A 20,248-nucleotide genomic window follows, 5' to 3' on the forward strand; every position below is an offset into this window, starting at 1 on the left:
CAGGTTTATGGAGTACGGTTGCAAGGGTTTGTCAACCATTTTGGTAAGTGTTTGGGATTAAGGTGTACTCTATTTGCCTGGAATCTGCTGTAGCTTCTGTTTGCAGAAACTCCCGTTCTTCGTCGCTGAGTAAATCTCCGATTAACTGCCGTTTTCCTTTCTCATCGGGTTCGCTGTGCTGTTCTAAAATGTACTCGTAGGCATTCACCAAAAACCCACAAGTCCCCGCCGCCAAATCCCCGATTCGTTCCTTCGGTTTCGGGTCAACCATCTGCACCATCATGCGGATAATATGGCGAGGCGTGCGAAACTGTCCGTTACGTCCCGCACTATTGAGTTTACTTAGGAGATATTCGTACAAATCGCCCTGAACATCCTGATTTTGTTCCGAGATTTTCATCTCATCAATCAAGTTGCAGACTTCTATCAGCGTCGCAGGTTTGCTGATTTTAAACTCAGCATTCTGCATATATCGCTCAAAAGAACTCCCCTCAGTCCCCGCCGTCCGCAACCAGGTAAAAACGCGATCGCGAAGATGCTTGAGAGCCAGATCTGCCTTAAAATTAATCCAGTGCGACCACCGCAATTCTGGGTCAATTTGCGGTTCAAAGGGTTTATTGCGGCGTTTTGCCTGTTTCTCGCGCTGGTTCTCGGCGTCGTCTAGGCGTTTGAGGAATAGCAGATAGGAGAATTGTTCGATCGAATCCATCGGGTTGGAGAGCCCCGACGACCACAATCTATCCCAAATTGTATCAACTTTCGATCGCAGTTCGGGATCAGTGAGCATAAGTAAATTCTTTCCTCTTTTGCCATTATTTGACAGCCATTATAACCTTTTCTTGGCAAACCTCAATCAGACAATTGATGACACCTGTAGCAAGCATCTCTATCGTCTCTTGACTAAGTGAAGGCTTAGATGCTAGGAAATTAAGAAGCATTTTATCTTGAAAAGTAGCAGTTGCCACTGTAAAAACTTTGCCAATAATAGCATTAGACGCAATAAAACTGATTTCTTCTATTTCCAAATCCCCATAAACTTCAGGAATATTAACTCTGCCAATATTAGTCACCGCAATTGTGACATACGATTCGTCAGGATTATTAATATGATATTCAATAATTTTTCTAAATAGCGTTAAAGGCTTAAAAATATCATCTTTTATTTTTAAGCCTAATTCAATATTTTTAGTAACCTCCCTTGATAAATCCCAAAACGACATCTGAGGTTTAATCTTATGTAAGGAAGTTAAAAATGAAGCTAAAAAACCCAAATTTTTCTGCTGTATTGGAGGTGAGATACGTCTACGCAAATCTACATAAGTACGACATGAAACCTTAATACTTCGTAGTTTTTCCCCTCTAATTTTATTACCTACTGTAAGTAGCATTGCTGCACATAAAACCCCCTGTACAGTGGTATTTTCTTGGCGACAAAGTTCAATTAATTTTTGGGTTAACTCTTTTTGTAAGAATCTATGAGTCATGCCACAACTACGAAACTCAAGGGGAACCGTCTCTTCAGACTCTAATTGTTCTGGTTGATGTAAAAGCATTTGTAATTTGGTTTTCAGCAAGAACCATTTGCCCTTGTCGATTCCGTTCTTGCCTTTCATCCATTTAGGTAATAATTCCTCTAAGGGTGGAATAGCAGACTCGCAATCTCTATCAATGGAATCTCCAGAGGCAATAATTTGGTAACATTTCAAGATTTCTGATTGTAAGCTTATACAAGATAATCCGTCTGATATGCCATGATGTACAGTTGTGATTAAATAGCTGATGTTGATTTCGGATTGTTTGTAAATAAGAACGCATCTTAGCAGAACCTTACTGCTATCAATAGCCTTGTTCAATTCTTCTCTCACAACATCTTCCCAGTTGTCATTTATGCCCTGTGAAACCACCCGTAAAGGAACTTTTTCTGTTCCTTGATTTGTAAATTCGAGATGATCTAGCGTTCCAATAATCCGAGAGTTTAGTAGAGGATGAATGCTTTGAACTGCATCTAACACCTGCCTCAAAATCTCTTCTTTAATGTCACCTTTAATGCGGCTGATTGTTACTATATTAAATGAACCCTGTTGCCTGTTTAATAGCTCCATCGCTTGTTCTGTGACCGAAAGCGCTCTGTTGTTATTCATAAATTTAATAGCTCTTTTATTTATCTGAAATCAATCATTAACTATTAAGCCGCTAACTTTTCAGTAAACTCAATCAACTCATCCACTTCCTTCTGAGTAAACCACCGTTCCACAGCATCCTCTCCAAATCTGTCTAACGGTGCCTCATACAAATCCGGAACTTCCAACCGTCGCTTCTTCAAAAACACATTCTGCACCGCCCTTAAAAACTGAATCTGATTGGAGTTAAACTGCCGTTGGGCAATAAAATCCTCAAAATTCCGCCTTACCACATCTTGATAATCCGGCAATGCCTCAATCTCGAACAACTCTCGCAGAAACGATAATAAACTATTTACCTTCAGATTAAACGCCTTGCGAATATTCGACTCCGACAACTGCACGTTTGGGCCACCCAACTCTTGCCTCAGAGTACGCTCTAACGCCACCAGTTGCAAGTCTGTCACCGCTTCCCCGTTGCGAATTGCTGCAATTGTTGGGTGATTTTCCACAATGTCCAACACCTTCGCCTCAACTCGTTGGCGATATTCCTCCACATAAACCTGTTCTCCCCCGTCTCCTAACGTGATATAACCACTGGTAGCAATACGATCGCCCAAATCAATTTCAATAAACGAACTGGGACGCTGACGCCGATTTTTCATCTGATTTGCCAAATCCGCGATCGCCCGATTCAACTCTTCCGGTGTCGCCCTCCGCAGCCGATGCGACAAGCAAAAATCCGCCGAACCCCGACGCTGGGAGTCCTCAAACACAAAATCCGGCAACCGACTCACATCCTCCGCGATCGATTCCAACGTTCCCGGTTTTGCCCCATCGGTGAGAATTTCCAGCTTCAACCGTTCCACCTTATTTGTAAACGTCGCCGCCGCCACATCCACCCCCGCCACAAACCTCAGCAACGGCGCAACCTGAGTGCGGAGAAAATCAATATTACGCTGACTCAGATACCGCCAAAACCCATCCGTCCAAGCTTGCTCAATCTGAGAATAAACCTGCTGCACGCTAAAAGCATCACGGGGAATTTGGTTAATTTGCTGCCGTAAATCCCTAATTGCCTGCTGACAATCTGCCGATTCCTGATTATCTAAATAAAGTTCCAGCAGCTTCAACCGCGTGTTAAAAATCTTTACCGTAACAGGCAGATTTTGTGTCACCGTCTCCTCACTGGGGTCTTTATCAAACTCATTCTCCCAGAAGTCGATAATCAGAAACTCATCCTTATGCCCATTGGGAAGCCGATGAAAATAGCGGCAAGCCTCATTACTGCGCGTCCCCCGTCCAATCATCTGCTGCATTTTGATGAGAGAATGGACGGGCTTCACAAACACCAAATTGACCACCTCCGGCACGTCTATCCCGGTATCCAGCAAATCGACAGAAATAGCAATGCGCGGCATCTCTTCCTTCTTGAATCGATCGATCAAATCATCAGTGCGTTCCATCTGGGAAGTAATCACCTGCACCATATCGGGATACTGAGGATACATCTCCTCAAACACGCTTGCCAACCGCAGAGCATGGTTTTGACTCACCGCAAATACAATCGTTTTACCCGGATACTGCCCCGATTCATCCTTGTGGCAAACCTCCATAATTTCTTCCCACTGTCTCCGCAGCGTATCCCGATTACTGACAGTGCGCTCTAATTCCGTCCCCTCATAATCAATTTCATCGGGGTCTAACCCTTGCTGAATCAAAGTATTGCGGTCTTCTTCAGAAAGGTTTGCCCCGCGTATCCCCTCCCGTTGAAAGCGAGTCTGTGCTTGACGAAGGCTGTAATCTACGAGATAGCCTTCATTCACCGCATCTCGATAGGGATAATTAAAAGTCGGAATACCATCACAGCGAAAAAGCTGGAACGTATTGCGCTCAATAAAAACCGCTGGCGTTGCCGTTAGTCCAATAATCCGCCCATCGAAATATTCCACCACCTCGCGGAACTGGTTGTAAATCGATCGATGAGATTCATCAAAAATCACCACGTCAAAGAAGCCAGGAGAAAACTTTTTGTAACACTTAACCAGCGTTTGCAGCGTTCCCACATACAGTCGCTTGCTGTAATCAATGTTGTAGGTTCGGATTCTATCTCTTGGCTCGTTCGGCAAATAAACCTTAAAATTCTCATCTAGGGCCTGCTTCACCAACGCATCTCGATCCGCCACAAATAGCACCGTCCGCGCTTGATTCGCTCTCAAAAACAACTCAATCAGCGCCATAATCGTGCGCGTTTTGCCCGTTCCCGTCGCCATCACCACCAGCGCCCGCCGGTGTCCATCGTCAAAGCGTTCGCTAACCCGTTGAATTGCCAACTGCTGATAGGTTCGGTTGGCAATGGCAAGATTCACGCTCAACTGTTTCAGGGGGATTTTGTTCTGACGGATGTAGAGCAAATTCTGCAAGTCTCTGGGCGAGAAGAAACCCGCCACTTGGCGCTTATGTTCGTTCCCCACATCCCAGAAAAATGTCTTATCCCCATTACTCATAAAAGCAAGGGGGCGAAAACTCTGGCGTTTCTCAATCTCTGTAACGTAATGCCTCACCTGCTGTTCTGCTACCCTTGGATCGCGGCGTTGTCGCTTCGCCTCTACAACAGCAATTACTTCGCCGTTTTCCTGATACAGACAATAATCCGTAACTCCGTTCCAGGGTTGAGCATCATACCCATCCACCGGAATCTCTATCCCCACCAGGTTTGGATCTTCGAGGTTCCATCCCGCTGTCTTTAGGGCTTTATCTATTAATTCTTTTCGGGTGTTCGCTTCGTTACGAGACATTACGATATCGTTTACCAACCCCTTTTCTAGAGCGTGCGAGCGCTCCACTCCTATATTTTTCCCTATAACAGATTATAAATCTCATCCAGCCCCACCTTCCATTAAAAGCCAGCGCATCCTAGACTGCGCTTTGTTCTCGCTAAATACCAACCATCATCTTCTAACATTTTAATAACTTCTATAACTAGCCTTTTTTATCTATAAAACTCATCAACTCCCGCACTTTTATTCCCATAATATGCTCTAACTTCAGCAATCACTCCCTTGTAACCTGCGCCACTGATTAAAAACCTCATCCTGCTTTGGGTTCCAAAGTCCCGGCGATCGTAATCTCTCCCAAATTGGGCTAACTGGCGATCGAAGTTCGGCACCAGCGATCGCAATTTAAAACCAGGGACTTGTAGAAACCTGATTTTACTACCTTTTTTGACTGCAGGCGTAGTTCAGCACCTTTCTTTGAACTTGATTAGGGGGAAAGTACGCTTCTCGATATCTTTCATAGACTACAATTTTTCCGGTTTTAACGCTTCCCTCTGCTAGTCTCTGCATCATCCGAGTTTGGCAATTTGCCGAGTACAGCACGTATTGTTTTGAGTTAGTCCTAACATCAAAGGTAATACGAGCGCCTTGTCTATTTATGGTGTTAGTTCCTACATACCAAAAATCATTATTAATCTTTGTTCCAGGAACAGGTTTCCACACAACGTCTGAAATTGCCGAAGCGGTCATTGCTGGACTTAAAACCCCAAGCGCAGCCACCAATGTCAAAGAAATAAATTTCATATCTCTCCTCTTGGATATAAAAAGTTAAGCTGCTAACTCTTCAGTAAACTCAATCAACTCATCCACTTCTGAGTAAACCAGCGTTCCACAGCATCTTCTGGAAACTGATCCAACGGTGCCTCATACAAATCCGGAACTCCAACTGTCGCTTCTTCAAAAACACATTCTGCACCGCCTTTAAAACCTAAATCAGATTGGCGTTAAACTGTCCCTGGGCAATAAAATCCTCAAAATTCCTCCTTACCACTTCCTGATAATCCGGCAATACCTCAATCTCGAACAACTCTCGCAGAAACGATAATCAACTATTAACCTTCAGATTAAACGTCTTGCAAATATTAGACTCCGATAATTGCACCTTCCCCCCGCCCATTCTTGCCTCAGAGTAGGTTCTCAGGCCACCAGTTGCAAGTCCGTCACTGCTTCCGCATTGCGAATTCCTGCAATTGTCGGGTGAGTCTCAAAAATCTCCAATACCTTCGCCTCAAATCGCTGGCGATATTCCTCCTTGATAATTAGACAATGTTCAACAAGGCCAAATCCGCATGAAGCGAAGCTATCCCGTTCGCGAAGCGTTCCCGAAGGGTAGGGAATCGCCCAAAACTTTCATTACATACTACACCTATGCTACACTAACATTGTAGCTCGTGCCCCGCAGGAGGTTCCGTCATGGCAAATGCCAATCTTTCTCAAAATTTCAACTTAATCATCCCCGCAGGAACCCAAATTGTCACCAAAATCGAGGTCAAAAACCCCGGCGGCGACCAATCTTGGAAACCGGGATTAGTAGGTGTCATCGTTCAATCGCCTACGGACAATTCCCACGCATATTTAGTCAAACTCCCAGACGGAACACAAGTTAGTTTGCGGCGGCACGAACTCAGCATCCGCAAGCAGTTTCAGAGCGAAGGATTGCACTCAGGAGGAGATTTTCTGGCAGAATATAACCTATATGATTCTGTAATTTACCGCTGCATTGTTGGTTCGAGAGCCTACGGTCTTGATAACGAGCAATCTGATACAGACAGACGCGGGATTTATCTGCCGCCCGCAATACTTCATTGGTCGCTTTACGGCATTCCAGAACAATTGGAAAACAAGGAAAATCAGGAATGCTATTGGGAACTGCAAAAGTTTCTAGTTTTGGCGCTAAAAGCTAATCCAAATGTGCTAGAATGTTTGTACACGCCTTTAGTAGAAACTGTTTCTCCTGTAGCACAAGAATTGCTCGAAATTAGGGAAATCTTTCTTTCTCAATTGGTTTATCAAACTTACAATAGCTACGTTTTGTCTCAATTTAAAAAAATGGAGCAAGACCTCCGCAATACCGGGGAAATTCGTTGGAAGCACGCGATGCACTTAATTCGCTTGCTGCTGTCAGGAATTACGGTACTCAAGGAGGGTTTTGTACCGGTTCGCGTGCAGGATTATCGATCGCAACTTTTATCTATCCGCAACCAAGAAGTATCCTGGGATGAGGTGAATCGCTGGCGGTTGAGCTTGCACGGTGAGTTCGATCGCGCTTTTGCTGCAACTTCCTTACCGGAACGTCCTAATTACGAGAAAGCGAATCTGTTTTTGATTGAAGCGCGTAAAGGTGCGATCGAAATCGGATCTTGAAATCGCTTTTTGTGAAACAAAGCCCGCCTGCATGGACTGGAATAAATGACAGAATACATCTCGAATCTCGCCCAAATTATCTCCGTTCAACCTTATCCGCTGCTGTTTGCGACTGTCAGCGGTTCGCACTTATACGGGTTTCCTTCCGCAGATTCTGACTTCGACTTGCGGGGAGTACACATTTTGCCGCTACCGAAAGTAATTGGACTAATTTCGGGAGAAGAAACAATCGAAGTTTCTGAAGTTCGGGAGGGAATGCAACTCGATTTAGTAACTCACGACATCAAGAAATTTTTTGAGATGCTGTTGAAGCGCAACGGCTACGTGCTAGAACAACTGTATTCGCCGCTGATAGTTTACAGTACAAAGGAACACGAGGAATTAAAAGAACTCGCCTCGAACTGCATTACCAAGCACCACAGCCACCACTATCTCGGTTTTGCTAAAACTCAATGGAAATTGTTTGAGAAAGAACGCCCGCGCCGGGTGAAACCGCTGCTGTACGTTTATCGGGTGTTGCTGGCTGGGATTCACTTGATGCAAACTGGGGAAGTGGAGGCGAATTTGGTGAAACTTAACGAGAAGTTCCAGTTGTTGTATATACCTGATTTGATCGATCGCAAGCTGGCAGGAGAGGAAAAATCAGTGCTAGAAGATACAGATATAGAATTTTATCAGCAAGAGCGCGATCGGCTAATTAATATATTAGAAGATGCAAGTTTTACAAGTCATTTGCCGTCAAATCCTCATGCAAAGGTTGCTCTTAGCGATTTTCTGGTAAAGGTGAGGATGTCATCTGTGAACTAAGCTGTTCTAAGCCTAATTAGTCGTTTGGTGCAGCAAGCACCCTACATATTAGTCTATTAGTCGTTTGGTGTGCCGAAAATCGCAGGACCTCCAGCCCAGGACGCATCAGTACCAAAGAAACCGGGTTTTTTATCGACATTAAACACCCGAATGGAGTATTTTCATCGTCGCTCAAACCCGGTTTCAAGTGATTTACCTTGATACACTTGTGTTTGCTGGTTCGCTAATGCCAGCTAGGCCAATATTTCGATCGTCAGTAAATTGTGGGTTTTTGCCTGGTATGTAAATATTCCAACTTACCCCCCCTAAATATATCTTGATATATGACATCAAGGCGTGGATAAATACAACGATGCCGAGCATTTCTAATGACTCTTCAACGGTCACTATTATCTGGTAAACTATATTATCCTCTCCCACTTTAGAAGCTTGGTATCCCCCTAGCAGTTCCATCCCCAATGCTCCTCCAATATAAAGAGCGCACGCTGCAACAAACATTTTTTTTGTAGGAAGAGGAAGGTGTAACAGAAACTTACTGTAGGATATGAGAAAGAGCGCTACTAGAAAACCGAACGGTACAATCCAAGTAAAGTAAAGAAATCCTGTGGTGGTATTTAGGAGACTTCGCATTGGATTTATCAAGTTTTCGTGCAATTGACCAGCTTCGTCTAAAGATAAATATAAAAATATGAATGATAAAATTTTCCAGTGACGCTTGTAGCGACAACTATCCAAATTTTTCGCATAAGCAATCACACCTAGCAAGAGAGAACTAAATAGCAATGCCAAAACTGAGTATGCCGTTGGAATGTTCCGCTCGGAATCAACGCTGAATACCTTTACGAAGTAGTTGTCAGATGGAGTACCTGGCAAGAAGTACACAGTCATCTCACTTAAGAAAGATATGACAACTAGACAGGTCACCACTCGAAGCAAAAATTGGGTTACAGCCCCAGGAGCTAAAGGAATGTTGAATTTCATGTTCTTTTAAGTGTTATTTTAACCTTTGTTTAACGGAATCTTATCAAAAGAAAAAACAAATCCGGTCTACCCAAAGACAGAGAAGACTGCTGCGGGTGAATCCCCTCTTTTTGTTGTAAGCGTAAGATTATCGTAGGATTAAGGAATGTAGCAGACCTCGATCGCCATTGATTTTATCGTGAATGTATAATAAAAAAATATTTACTGAGAAGTAAATTTTATCTCTCCCAAAATGAAGCTGAAACCATTACTAGGGTTGAGTCTAGTTCTAAATTCGCTCAATGTCAGCGAGAAAAAATCGGCCTTCGGAAGCCGAGATTCCTCTGTACCGAGGATTTCTGTAATCCAAGAGGATTACCGATCGAGAGTGACAACTATGAGGTGAAATAACAGGCCAGTCTAGTGATTCGCCGCCATTTGTTAACCTAGACTCCCCCCAGCGAGATCAAAATATTTTATTGTCAAAGTCAATTACCTGTCAGTCAATTGCTGATTTCCCAAGTTTTTGCTTCTTTGCTTATTTTTCGTACCTGCGCGGCGTGTAAACCCAAACATCTCCATATTTGCGGGGAATAATCCGAGTTTGACTCGAACCGACAATCACTAAAGTTCTCATGTCAGCGTCTTGCGGCTGGAATTCGCCGAGGGTGCAAACCCGCACAGATTGACCTGGCCGGCCGAGGTTTCGCCCTAGTACGACGGGGGTTTTAGCGTCGCGACTTTGCAACAAAATCTCGATCGCCCTGGAGAGTTGCCAAATCCGCTGTTTCGAGATGGGATTGTAAAATGCGATCGCCAAATCTGCGATCGCAGCGGCCGAAATCCGCTGTTCTATGACCTCCCAAGGCTTGAGAATATCCGAAAGGGAAATCGCGCAAAAATCGTGTCCGAGGGGTGCTCCGATCGCAGCAGCGGCCGCCTGCATGGCTGAAATGCCCGGTGCCACCCGAATATCTATGCCTTGCCATTCGGGTTTGGCATCAAAGTCGATCGCCTCAAACACCGCTGCTGCCATCGCAAAAATCCCCGGATCTCCCGACGAAACCACGGCGACAGATTTTCCCGATGCTGCTAAATCTAGGGCAAAACGGGCGCGATCGATCTCTTCGCGGTTGTCGGAATCGTGCCGCTTTTGTCCTTCCCGCAGGGTTCCAGCTAAGTCGAGATAGAACTTGTAACCCACCCAATCCGTGGCTTCGCGCAAAATTTCCTTAACCTCCGGGGACATCCAGGGCGCGCCTCCAGGGCCGGTACCGACGATCGCCAGTTTGCCGCGGCTAACTCCGATCGCGCTAGCATTTATGGGTTCGGCGGCGAGGGCGATCGCGCAATTCACGGAGTTTGGGCGATCGCATTCGATTAACTGACTGTTTGCACCGGCTGCTGTCAGGGCAATTTGTGCGGCCTGATTTTCGCTGAATTCAATTGAGTCTAATTCGACAAGTTCGGAGAGATTCAAAAAGCGGACGGGGACTTTAAAATATTGTGAAACTGCTTCAAGTGCCGGATTTCCCATCTCATCTTTTAATGCAAAAAATCCGGCAACGGAAGCTGGCGCTAAACCAGCTTTTTCCAAGGCTTGCTGGACTAATGAAACCGCTATTTCCGGCTCAATATTCGATAGCTTTGTGAGTGCAAATGCCACAATTTGCGGATGGTAAACTAAACAATCGGGCGTTGGCGCAATTGCTTTTTCGGTGACGCGGATGGTCAATTTTGCGTCGGGGGCGATCCTCTTCGAGGGCTTCGCTAACGGCAAATTGCTCTCGGAAAGCCAGCTTGCAGCCCCTTCTAGGCGTACTTTTGCCCCGGCGAGCAAATTTGAAATAAAAGTCTTCGCGTCCTCTGGATTCGCCAAATAATAGCCTTGGGGAGGACTCAGCAGCGCGGTGCGAAACCGGATATCTCCGGTGGTGGTAATTGCAGGCTGTACGCCGAGGGCGGCTGCAATCTCTCTGGCCAAATCATTAACGCCGTGCAAACCGCCCAGCAGCGGTACGACGGCGCTTCCGTCTTCTGCGACGGCTAAAACAGGCGGTTCGGCGCGTTTGTCTGACAGCAGGGGGGCGAGGGTACGGATGATTATTCCGGCGGCGCAGATGCCGATGATTGGGGTTTCTGTTGCAAATAGTTCCCGCAAGGTTTCGCCGAAGTTGCTAAAGTTGATGTCTGTGTTGGAAGTGCGATCGATTAAACCGTAAATCTGGGAACCGGGGAAATGTGCGGAGATTTTTTTGGCGATCGGCAGGCTGTTTTGACCTAAGATAACAATTGCGGGAGGAACTCGATTCACGGTTGTAAATATGGCTGTGTTTGGATTTGTTTGATTATTTTAATCGGTGCTTACTTTAATAAGACATAGTTGATGAACCGCGAAGGCGCGAAGTAAGAGAAAGCAGAAGTTTATCTTTTTTGTTCTGTCTGTCAGTGGCACAGGCATCTTGCCTGTGCATTTCTGCGATTAGTTTATCATTAAAAGAAGCAAATATTTCGAGGTTTGGCTGTGAAACGCATTGTCTTAATTGCAGGGTTTGAATCTTTTAATGCTGATTTGTACCGCAAAGCTGCCGAGTTGGCTGTTTCTGGGTGCCAGGGATTGGAAGTACGGGTTTTTAGCGATCGCGCCCTCGCAGACGAACCCGACGCTGTAGCAGCCGCCCTCTTGAATGCTGATGTATTTTTCGGGAGTTTGCTGTTTGATTACGATGCGGTAATGTGGCTGCGCGAAAGGGTGCAGAATATTCCGATTCGCCTGGTTTTTGAGTCGGCTTTGGAATTGATGAGTCTTACTCAAATTGGTGCTTTTAAAATTGGCGACAAACCGAAGGGAATGCCGAAGCCTGTTAAGTTTATTCTGGATAAGTTCAGCAATGGGCGAGAAGAAGATAAGCTGGCTGGTTATATCAGTTTTTTGAAGGTGGGGCCGAAATTATTAAAATATGTGCCGGTGCAAAAAGTGCAAGATTTGCGAAACTGGCTGATTATTTACGGTTACTGGAATGCGGGCGGTGCGGATAATGTTGTGTCGATGTTTTGGATTATTGCCGAAAAGTATTTGGGGCTGAAAGTTGCAGAAATTCCGCCTCCTGTGGAAACTCCCAATATGGGTTTATTGCATCCCGATTATAATGGTTATTTTGAATCGCCTCGGCAATATTTGGATTGGTATCTGAGTTACCAAGGTGCTAGGGGCGGGCAAGATGCCCGTTCCACAAAATTTGGAACCAATTCGTTCCAAAATTCATATCAAGTAAAATCCCCTGTTGTGGGCCTTTTGCTTTACCGCAAGCACGTTATCACCAAGCAGCCTTATATTCCTCACTTAATCCGCTATTTTGAAGATGCAGGAATTGTGCCTTTGCCGATTTTTATCAATGGCGTTGAAGGCCATGTGGCGGTGCGGGATTGGATGACGACTGCTGATGAAACAGCGCGGCGAAAACAAGGCAATATTGAAACTCTTTCACTTTCTAAAGATGCTGTGGAAGTTGATGCTATTGTTTCTACTATTGGCTTTCCGCTAGTTGGCGGGCCTGCTGGTTCGATGGAGGCGGGGCGTCAGGTGGAAGTTGCTAAGCGGATTTTAACTGCTAAAAATGTACCTTATTTTGTGTCCGCACCTCTGCTGATTCAAGATATCCATTCTTGGACTCGTCAGGGGATTGGGGGTTTGCAAAGTGTGGTATTGTATGCTTTGCCTGAGTTGGATGGCGCGATCGATCCTGTTCCCCTAGGCGGTTTGGTGGGTGAGGATATTTATCTGGTTCCCGATCGCGCGAAACGCCTGACAAGTAGAATTAACAATTGGGTAAACCTACGTCGAACTCCGCCCTCAAAACGCAAAATTGCGATTATTCTCTACGGGTTTCCTCCCGGTTACGGCGCGGCGGGTACGGCGGCTTTACTTAATGTACCGAAATCGCTGCTAAATTTCCTGCACAAACTTCAAGCAGCAGGTTATACAGTTGGAGAAATTCCTGCTGACGGTGAGGAGTTAATTCGCCGGGTGAAAGAAGCGGATGATGCTGCAACCGCAGATGGGGGCGGATTAACGGGGATGAACGCACATAAGGAGGGAATTTATGGCAATACTGTGAATGTTAAAACTCTGGAGAAATGGCTGGGCTACTTGTTAACAAGTCGTATCGAAAAACAGTGGAAATCTTTAACGGGTACGGGCATTAAGACGGACGGCGACGAGTTCCAAATCGGTGGCATTCAACTGGGGAATGTTTGGATAGGTTTGCAGCCGCCGCTGGGAATTGCGGGCGATCCGATGCGCTTAATGTTCGATCGCGATTTGACGCCTCACCCTCAATACGCTGCTTTTTACAAGTGGCTGCAAAATGATTTGCAAGCTGATGCTGTGGTTCACTTCGGAATGCACGGCACTGTTGAATGGTTGCCCGGTTCTCCTCTGGGAAATACTGGCTATTCTTGGTCGGATATTTTGTTGGGAAGTTTGCCGAATCTTTATATTTATGCTGCCAACAATCCCTCGGAATCGATGTTAGCCAAACGTCGCGGTTACGGTGTTTTGATTTCTCACAACGTGCCGCCCTACGGTCGCGCTGGCTTATATAAGGAATTGATTGATTTGCGGGATTTGATTGCCGAATATCGGGAAGATCCGGCAAAGAATTATGTGCTGAAAGAGGCTATTTGTAAAAAAATTTTAGATAGCGGTTTGGAGGCGGATTGTCCGTTTAATGAAGCTCGCAAGTTGGGTATTGCTTTTAGTTTTGAGACGGTGGGAATGTTCAGTGCTGATGCTTTTAACCGCTATTTGGTGAAGCTTTACGAGTATTTGCAGGTGGTAGAATGTCGCTTGTTTTCTTCGGGTTTGCACGTTCTCGGGGAACCGCCTAATTCTGAGGAAATGACCTCTTATCTTGAGGCTTATTTTGGGGAGAGGTTATCACAGGAACAGGTGCAAAAACTGGTTTTTGAAGAAAATGAACCGCAGAGGCGCAGAGGGCGCAGAGAGGAAGAGCAAGAGGGGTTGAATGGGGCTTTTGAGGAGGGGTTGCTGGTGCGGGATTTGTTGTTGCAAACTTCGGATGAGTTAACTAATCTTTTGCGGGGTTTGAATGGGGAATATATTCTGCCGACACCGGGCGGGGATTTGTTGCGGGACGGGGCTGGCGTGTTGCCAACTGGCAGGAATATTCATGCTTTAGATCCTTATCGGATGCCTTCTCCGGCAGCTTATGAAAGAGGCCGCGAAATTGCTCGAAAAATTATTAATAAGCACCTTAAGGAACAGGGGAATTATCCTGAGACTGTGGCAGTGATGCTGTGGGGTTTGGATGCTATTAAGACTCGCGGTGAATCTATTGGAATTCTGCTAGAATTGGTGGGGGCTGAACCTCTAAAAGAAGGTACTGGCCGCATTGTTCGCTATGAATTAAAACCGTTAGCTAATGTCGGTCATCCCCGGATTGATGTGTTGGGAAATCTTTCTGGGATTTTCCGAGATAGCTTTGTGAATATTATTGAATTGTTGGATGATTTGTTCGTGCGGGCGGCGGATGCTGATGAACCGGAATCGGAGAATTTTATTCGCAAACACGCTTTAGTTTTGCAGGCAAAAGGTGTGCAGAATTATTCGGCAAGGTTGTTTTCTAATCCGGCTGGGGATTTTGGTTCTTTGGTTAACGATAGGGTTGTTGATGGTAGTTGGGAATCGGGGGATGAGTTGGGGAAAACTTGGGAAAGCCGCAATGTCTTTAGTTACGGGAGGAAGGATAAGGGGGAAGCGAGGCCGGAGGTTTTGACTCAGTTGTTGCAAGGGTGCGATCGCATAATTCAAGAAATTGATTCGGTTGAATACGGTTTGACTGATATTCAAGAGTATTATGCGAATACTGGCGGTTTGAAGAAAGCCGCAGAAAAGCAGCGCGGCAAAAAGGTTAACACGAGTTTTGTCGAAAGTTTTTCCAAGGATACAACGCCTCGCAATTTAGAAGATTTGCTGCGCTTGGAATATCGAACTAAGTTGCTCAATCCTAAATGGGCAAACGCGATGGCAAATCAAGGTTCTGGCGGCGCTTATGAAATTTCGCAGCGGATGACAGCGTTAATTGGTTGGGGCGGAACTGCTGATTTTACTGATAGTTGGGTGTACGATCAGGCGGCTGATACTTATGCTTTGGATGAAGAGATGGCGAAGAAGTTGCGGGAGGCCAATCCTGAAGCTTTTCGCAATATTGTAGGGCGAATGTTGGAGGCTAACGGCCGGGGTTTTTGGCTCCCGGATGCGGATAAGTTGCAGCAGTTGCGCGAGTTGTACGAGTTGACTGATGAGAAAATTGAAGGGGTGGCAGTGTAGTTTTTTTAGTCTAAATATTTAAGGGCGGGCTAGAAGCCCACCCCACAATAGTTTCAAAATTTGTCAGGTGCAAGTTAGAGGCGTGGCTATTAAATACCTCGATCGCCCTGCGGTTTCCCTACAGGAACTGACGGTTTATTGTTTGGAGAATTAAAAGCTCGATCGACCATATCTCCAAAGGGAACAAACTGCGGTGCAGATGATTGAGTTCCTGTTCTGAACGTTGTAACTGGCCCGCCGCCGTCTTGGGCAAAATTAATCAATCTCGTTAAAGCATCACCGGGATTTTTAGCATTGCGCTTGTCTAGGGTGAACAGCAGATTTTGAGAGTTACAGCGCCCCCGTCCGTTCACATAACAAACTACGGGCAAGTTATTAACAATTCCTGTTGTTAACTGCAAGTTGCTCAATCTTCCGCCATTCTGGGCAACAGCTTTGGTCAATCTATTGGAAACAATTTGACAGCGCTGCCAAGGTGTATATTCGCGGCCGAACTCGGTTGATTTCCAAAGAATCATCGGATCTGTCGTGACATTTCCCCGCCGCGCAATTGTGACAAAATTGCGACCGGAAGTAACGCACTGAAATGTTGTTTTAGTGTTATTCAAAGAGTTGCTGGCTGGAGCTGCTTGCACTTGGCTTGCCAAGGCGACAGTACCGGCGAAAACTAAAGCGGATGCTAATAAGGGTGCAGTGAATTTCATAATAACTCCTGCCGCTAAGGCAGCTAAATAAATTTAGGAAGTCATAGTTGTAGGGGCAGTGCCGTGTCCCTACCTCTTCAAATTCCGCTGGTTGGCTGTCGCACCCGGATATTTTTCAAATATTAAATCAGGTTAGTTACACCTCATGTCTGTAGGTACATGGCAGTGTGGTGTGTTTATTTCAACACTTGGGAACGTGGCTTTAGGAACACGGCACAGCTTTTTCTTTGTTTACAAAACTTCGAGACTGTGGCACAAGTTTCCTAGATAGTCTTTTTAGCTACATTCTGCAAAGCCAGGAGAGTCAACAATGGTAAGTAAAACTACAAGGACAGCTCCGAAATTGGCTGGCAAATAAATTTTTATGAAACCTCGAATCATTGTTTGCGGGTTGGGCCACACGGGACACAAGATTTTTTGTTTGTTGAGACAGCAAGGAGCGATTGTTGTTGGTATTAGCGATCGCCCAATTCGCGGCGAAACTTCTGATGTGGTTGTCGGCAATTTGCAAGCAGCTTCTACCTTGTTGGCGGCGGGTATTCAAAATGCTCACACTTTAGTAATTGCAGCAGACGATGATGCTGTCAATTTGGCAATTTTGATGCAAGCGAGGATTCTCAATCCTCAGATTCGCATCATTAACAGATTGTTCAATACTAGCTTGGGCGACAGGATTGACCACACTTTGCCCGATCACACTTCCATGAGCGTTTCATCCTTGGCGGCTCCGGTGTTTGCCTTTGCGGCTCTCGGAAATCAGGCGATCGGACAGTTGCGTTTGTTCGATCGCACTTGGCCGATTCACGAAGAATATATCGATGAAACACATCCTTGGAAAAATCGCAAACTGAGCGATTTGTGGGACGATCGATCGCGAATGTTAATTTATTATCTGCCGGCTGCTAACAAAACTGATTTAGTATCGGCGGTGCTTGCCGATCGGCAGTGTCAGCAGGGCGATCGGCTAATTGTTGCCACTCAGCCGACTGTGCGTAGCCCCCAAAAAACTTTAACTCAAAAACTGCTCAAAACATTAACTAACCTGCGCCGATTTCAGCAGCACAGCCAAGCAGCAGTAATCGTTGTACTGACGCTGCTGGCAATGATTGCCGTTGCTACTGCTACCTATATTTGTGTTGAGGATAATATCTCAATTGTCGATTCTCTCTATTTTTCAGTAGGGATGATTACGGGAGCCGGAGGCTATGAAAAAGTGGCCGAACAAGCTCCTGAAAGCATTAAACTATTTACAGTTGTCATGATGTTAGTTGGAGCCGGCATCATCGGTATCTGCTACGCACTGCTCAACGATTATGTATTGGGAACTCGATTTACCGAATATTGGGATGTGGCGCGAGTTCCGCAGCGCAATCATTACATTATTTGCGGACTCGGAGGAATAGGTATCCAAATTGCTAAAGAACTGCACACTAACGGTTACGATATTGTGGCGATCGAGCAAGACCCGAACTGTCGCTTTCTGAACACGGCTCGCTCAATGAAAATTCCGGTCATTCAGGGAAGTGCCAGTTTGCCCGCAACTCTGGAAGCTGCTAATGTTAAGCAAGCGGCAGCACTTTTGGCGGTAACTAGCAGCGATATGTCTAATGTCGAAATTGCCTTGAGCGCTAAAGGATTAGCGCCAAAACTATCAGTTATTGTCCGCAATCAAGACCCACATTTTGCTTTAATGGTGCAGCAAGTTTTTGAGTTTGAAGGAGTTTTGAACCCGACGGAATTGGCGGCTCCTGCTTTCGCGGCGGCGGCGATTGGAGGTCGAATTTTGGGCAACGGAATGACTGCTGATAGTCTCTGGGTTTGCTTGGCCACATTGATTACGCCAAAACATCCTTTCTGTGGCCACCGCATTCAAGATGCTGCTATGTCTGCTGATTTTGTGCCTCTTTATGCGGAAACTAAGGGTCAAACTATTCACGGCTGGGATTTGCTGAATTGTTGTCTGAGTACGGGGGATGTTTTGTATTTGACGATGCCGGCGAATCGGTTGGAGCAACTGTGGAGAACGCCCTCTGAATTAATTAAAACTTAATGGTTTTACGCGGGAATTTATATTGCAGATCGCTCAATTGCAACTAGAAACCTGATAAAATTGGCCAGTAGAGGAAATTGGACTTACGGCTAATCCTCAGAAAGCAAGTTTCTTCCCAGGTTTCTCCCGGGTTTAGCGCAAGTTCTAGTATAAATAACCAACAGAGTCTCAATTAGTTGCGATTTAGAATGAGAAAATTTTTAGGATTATGTGTGTTTGGCTTGATAATGGCGATCGCCTCTGTAGCTGTCGCGGTTCAACCTTTGTTTCTCGCTTATCCTCCCACAAACCACAAAACTACAGCCGATCGCATTTTTTTAATCGGTACAGCGCCCGCACCGGGACAAGTGTTGGTCAATGGCAACCAAATTTCGCGCACCGCATCCGGGCATTTCGCCCCGACTTTTCCGCTGCAACTCGGCGAAAATATCTTTACCTTGCGTTACGAAAATCAGGAAGTCAAAATTAAGGTGACGCGCGAGTCGAATCAGCCAGAAACCCCTGTAGGATTGGCTTTTGCTAAAGATTCCCTGACGCCGAAAGTCGATGTGGCGAGTTTGCCGGGGGAATATATTTGCTTTGGGGCGATCGCACCTGCGAATGCTCAAGTTTCAGTAAAATTGGCGGGCGTTACTATTCCTTTAAAAGCGCGATCGCAAGTCGAATTACCCGACAACGCATCTGTACTTTTAGACGCAAATTCCCCCATCAAAAAAGGTGGCAGCCAACAGTATCAAGGCTGTGCTAAAACCCCTGATAACGCCCTCTCATCTAAGGGAAAAACAGTTGATTTAGGCGTGCCATCGTTTGAGCTAACAATGAACGATCAAACTATCAGCCAACAAGGTACTGGCAAGATTTCTATTCTGTCTCCGGCTGACTTAGAAATAGCCGAAGTAACAGCAGATCCTGGTGTTGCCCGAACCGGGGCAAGTACAGATTTTTCTCGGATGACACCGCTGCCGAAGGGAACCCGATCAACAATTATCGGGCGCGAGGGAGAATGGATTCGACTCGATTACGGTGCTTGGATTAAAGCATCGGAAGTGCGAATTGTCCAGGATTCAGTGCCTCCGCGGTCGATTATCCGCAGCGCCAGTTCGCGTCAAGTTTCCGGCTGGACAGAGGTGTTATTCCCCTTAGAAACACCTGTCCCAGTCACCGTGCAGGAAGGAGAAGGCACTTTTACTTTAACGCTGTACAATACCACCGCTCAAACTGACATTATTCGCGTTTCTGATGACCCCGTAATTTCACGTTTGGAATGGGAACAAATCTCGCCGCTGCAAGTAAAATACACTTTTAATCTCAAATCTACCCAGCAGTGGGGTTACAAGTTGAGATACGATGGTACAACTTTAGTGTTGTCTTTAAAACACCCGCCTGCGAATACAAGCATGATGCCCAATTCGCAAGCAAAACCATTATCGGGAATTAAAATTCTCATCGATCCGGGACACGGCGGGCCGGAGGATGGAGGTGCTGTCAGTCCAGTGGGAATTAGGGAAAAAACAGTAGCTTTAACAGTGTCGAAATTGGTGCAACAGGAATTGGTAAATCGGGGCGCGAATGTGGTAATGACGCGGGTAGAAGATGTCGATTTGGATTTGCCGCCGAGGGTGGAAAGGATTCAAAAAGAAGAACCTGCGATCGCAATTTCAATTCACTACAATGCTTTGCCGGATAACGGCGATGCCATTAAGACTAAAGGCGTCGCAGCTTTCTGGTTTCACCCGCAAGCGCACAGTTTGGCAATGTTTTTGCACAATTATTTAGTTGCCAAGTTAAACCGTCCGAGCTATGGTGTATTCTGGAACAACTTAGCCATGACTCGTCCTGCCGTTACTCCATCTGTTTTAATGGAATTGGGATTTTTGATCAATCCCGAAGAGTTTGAATGGATTGTGAATCCGACAGAACAAAAGAAATTAGCTGAGGCGATCGCCCAAGGTGTTACCGAATGGTTTGCGTCCGTCAAATAACAGTTAGTAGTAAAAACTGAAGTCTTTCTCCAAAAAATCACAGTCAGGACTTCAGTTCGGTCAATTCAAGGA

Annotated in this window: 12 protein-coding genes; 5 read left to right on the top strand and 7 right to left on the bottom strand. The window is 45.7% G+C overall.

Annotated elements, in window-relative coordinates:
• Positions 1 to 31: 31 nt before the first annotated feature.
• From QUA53_RS08965 to QUA53_RS08980, 4 genes are all read right to left on the bottom strand, one after another.
• The gene (locus tag QUA53_RS08965) at positions 32 to 787 is read right to left on the bottom strand and encodes a type I restriction-modification system subunit M N-terminal domain-containing protein (protein WP_333096459.1); all 756 of its coding nucleotides are present in this window, start codon (positions 785 to 787) and stop codon (positions 32 to 34) included.
• A 25-nt stretch (positions 788 to 812) separates the two neighbouring features.
• Complete coding sequence (locus QUA53_RS08970; RefSeq protein ID WP_333096461.1) at positions 813 to 2,141, bottom strand: phthiocerol/phthiodiolone dimycocerosyl transferase family protein; 1,329 nt, start codon at positions 2,139 to 2,141, stop codon at positions 813 to 815.
• Between the two features lie 44 nt (positions 2,142 to 2,185).
• Positions 2,186 to 4,918: a DEAD/DEAH box helicase family protein gene (locus QUA53_RS08975; protein ID WP_333096462.1), complete on the bottom strand. Its 2,733-nt coding sequence runs from the start codon at positions 4,916 to 4,918 to the stop codon at positions 2,186 to 2,188.
• Positions 4,919 to 5,335: 417 nt separating this feature from the next.
• The gene (locus QUA53_RS08980) at positions 5,336 to 5,701 is read right to left on the bottom strand and encodes a hypothetical protein (protein ID WP_333096464.1); all 366 of its coding nucleotides are present in this window, start codon (positions 5,699 to 5,701) and stop codon (positions 5,336 to 5,338) included.
• Positions 5,702 to 6,370: 669 nt separating this feature from the next.
• Here QUA53_RS08980 and QUA53_RS08985 point away from each other — a divergent pair.
• Positions 6,371 to 7,321: a DNA polymerase beta superfamily protein gene (locus QUA53_RS08985; RefSeq protein WP_333096465.1), complete on the top strand. Its 951-nt coding sequence runs from the start codon at positions 6,371 to 6,373 to the stop codon at positions 7,319 to 7,321.
• A 45-nt stretch (positions 7,322 to 7,366) separates the two neighbouring features.
• A complete protein-coding gene (locus QUA53_RS08990; protein ID WP_333096467.1) occupies positions 7,367 to 8,128 on the top strand; it encodes a DNA polymerase beta superfamily protein in 762 nt (253 codons plus the stop codon).
• A gap of 192 nt (positions 8,129 to 8,320) precedes the next feature.
• On the opposite strand, the gene QUA53_RS08995 is transcribed toward QUA53_RS08990, so the two are convergent.
• Both QUA53_RS08995 and cobJ read right to left on the bottom strand, forming a co-directional pair.
• Positions 8,321 to 9,109 carry a hypothetical protein gene (locus QUA53_RS08995; RefSeq protein ID WP_333096468.1) on the bottom strand — a complete coding sequence of 263 codons (789 nt, stop codon included), beginning with the start codon at positions 9,107 to 9,109 and terminating at the stop codon, positions 8,321 to 8,323.
• Between the two features lie 517 nt (positions 9,110 to 9,626).
• Positions 9,627 to 11,402, bottom strand: coding sequence for a precorrin-3B C(17)-methyltransferase (gene cobJ / locus QUA53_RS09000; protein WP_333096470.1), 1,776 nt, complete (start codon positions 11,400 to 11,402; stop codon positions 9,627 to 9,629).
• Positions 11,403 to 11,612: 210 nt separating this feature from the next.
• Here cobJ and bchH point away from each other — a divergent pair, with 210 nt between their 5' ends.
• Positions 11,613 to 15,440 carry a magnesium chelatase subunit H gene (bchH, locus tag QUA53_RS09005; RefSeq protein ID WP_333096472.1) on the top strand — a complete coding sequence of 1,276 codons (3,828 nt, stop codon included), beginning with the start codon at positions 11,613 to 11,615 and terminating at the stop codon, positions 15,438 to 15,440.
• Between the two features lie 89 nt (positions 15,441 to 15,529).
• Here bchH and QUA53_RS09010 read toward each other — a convergent pair whose 3' ends face one another.
• Positions 15,530 to 16,144: a COP23 domain-containing protein gene (locus tag QUA53_RS09010; RefSeq protein ID WP_333096473.1), complete on the bottom strand. Its 615-nt coding sequence runs from the start codon at positions 16,142 to 16,144 to the stop codon at positions 15,530 to 15,532.
• A 364-nt stretch (positions 16,145 to 16,508) separates the two neighbouring features.
• On the opposite strand from QUA53_RS09010, the gene QUA53_RS09015 reads away from it, so the two are divergent.
• Entirely contained in the window at positions 16,509 to 18,194 is a 1,686-nt protein-coding gene (locus QUA53_RS09015) for an NAD-binding protein (RefSeq protein ID WP_333096474.1), read from the top strand.
• 188 nt (positions 18,195 to 18,382) lie between these two features.
• On the top strand, positions 18,383 to 20,176 hold the full coding sequence (locus QUA53_RS09020; RefSeq protein WP_333096476.1) for an N-acetylmuramoyl-L-alanine amidase: 1,794 nt from the start codon (positions 18,383 to 18,385) through the stop codon (positions 20,174 to 20,176).
• The last annotated feature ends 72 nt before the right edge of the window (positions 20,177 to 20,248 follow it).

Origin of the sequence: Microcoleus sp. Pol12B3 (genome assembly GCF_036701355.1) — a bacterium.
Lineage (GTDB): Bacteria > Cyanobacteriota > Cyanobacteriia > Cyanobacteriales > Microcoleaceae > Microcoleus.

Coding starts and splice junctions, on each gene's coding strand:
- QUA53_RS08965 (WP_333096459.1), bottom strand. CDS start 787: ATGCTCACTGATCCCGAACTGCGATCGAAAGTTGATACAATTTGGGAT.
- QUA53_RS08970 (WP_333096461.1), bottom strand. CDS start 2,141: ATGAATAACAACAGAGCGCTTTCGGTCACAGAACAAGCGATGGAGCTA.
- QUA53_RS08975 (WP_333096462.1), bottom strand. CDS start 4,918: ATGTCTCGTAACGAAGCGAACACCCGAAAAGAATTAATAGATAAAGCC.
- QUA53_RS08980 (WP_333096464.1), bottom strand. CDS start 5,701: ATGAAATTTATTTCTTTGACATTGGTGGCTGCGCTTGGGGTTTTAAGT.
- QUA53_RS08985 (WP_333096465.1), top strand. CDS start 6,371: ATGGCAAATGCCAATCTTTCTCAAAATTTCAACTTAATCATCCCCGCA.
- QUA53_RS08990 (WP_333096467.1), top strand. CDS start 7,367: ATGACAGAATACATCTCGAATCTCGCCCAAATTATCTCCGTTCAACCT.
- QUA53_RS08995 (WP_333096468.1), bottom strand. CDS start 9,109: ATGAAATTCAACATTCCTTTAGCTCCTGGGGCTGTAACCCAATTTTTG.
- QUA53_RS09010 (WP_333096473.1), bottom strand. CDS start 16,144: ATGAAATTCACTGCACCCTTATTAGCATCCGCTTTAGTTTTCGCCGGT.
- QUA53_RS09015 (WP_333096474.1), top strand. CDS start 16,509: ATGAAACCTCGAATCATTGTTTGCGGGTTGGGCCACACGGGACACAAG.
- QUA53_RS09020 (WP_333096476.1), top strand. CDS start 18,383: ATGAGAAAATTTTTAGGATTATGTGTGTTTGGCTTGATAATGGCGATC.